Raw genomic sequence first — 1,133 nt, 5'->3', positions numbered from 1 at the left:
ACCTCATTGCTTTAATCATGTCAAATTGATGAGTAAATATATCCAACTTCAAATCACCCCTCGTATAAATATAAACGTTTTATCCTCATGAACAGGCTTTTTCCCGAGAACAGTCCCAGAAAACCTGCTCGGGCGGTTGATTATAGCACTTCACCCTCCGGGTGCTGAGCCCGGCCCACGAGGTCCTCGTCGTCGCCTTCTTGCGTGCGATACGGTCCAACCTGCCTGGGGGACTGCAGGACATGGCCGTTCTCGTCCATCGCCCAGGCCTCGATCGGGAGCGTACCGTAACGCACGTGGCGTTTACCTGTGTAGACGATAATCAAAAAAACAAATCATATGTATATGTGGAGAACAGGAGTTCTTTTTCCCGTGCTCTTTTTTGTGTTCCGTCGGGATCCGCCCCTTCCTGCGGTACAATAGCCTGTTGGAGGGGGCTGGATAAAGTGCAGGGATCTTCCCGTATGGTGCGCCACGCCATGCTGATGATGGCGGGAACGCTGGTGAGCCGGGTGTTGGGCCTGGCCCGAGAGGTCCTCGTCGCCGCCTTCTTCGGCGCGACGCGGAGCCTCGATGCCTTCAACGTCGCCTACACGCTGGCCAACCTGGCCCGGCAGCTCGTGGCGGAGGGGGCCCTGTCGGCGGCGTTCGTCCCCGTCTTCTCCCAGGCGCTCCAGGAGAGCCGGGAGCGCGCTCTCTCCCTGGGGCGGCAGGCCATGAGCGTCCTGATCGCGGCCTCGGGGCTCGTGACGCTCGCCGGCATCGGTCTGGCACCGGTCCTGACGCATATCATGGCGCCCGGGTTCGATGCGGAGACCGCGGCGCTCGCCACCGGGCTGACGCGCTGGATGTTTCCCTTCCTGATCCTCATCTCCCTGGCCGCCCTGACGATGGGCGCGCTGAACAGCATGGGGTCCTTTTTCATGCCCGCCCTGGCCCCCGCGCTCAGCAACCTGACCTTCATCGCCGCCGCACCGTTCCTCGCCGCCCGGTGGGGCGTCTACGGACTGTCCACCGCCGTGCTCTGCGGTGGGGCGGTGCACTTCGTGAGCCAGTGGCTCTGGGGCTTCCGCCTCGGCGCCCCTCTGCTGCCGGGGCGTCCGAACCTTGGGGACCCCGACCTGCGCCGGATG

At 62.8% G+C, this 1,133-nt stretch carries 1 protein-coding gene; it reads left to right on the top strand.

The genetic code is table 11. The features are described from left to right. Nucleotides 1–446: 446 nt before the first annotated feature. On the top strand, nucleotides 447–1,133 hold a 687-nt coding region (locus tag Q0176_RS00315; protein WP_299297884.1), incomplete at its 3' end, for a lipid II flippase MurJ.

Source organism: uncultured Fretibacterium sp. (assembly GCF_938040765.1).
In the GTDB taxonomy this organism is placed as follows: Bacteria; Synergistota; Synergistia; order Synergistales; family Aminobacteriaceae; genus CAJPSE01.
This window is presented reverse-complemented; position numbering and strand designations above follow the sequence as displayed.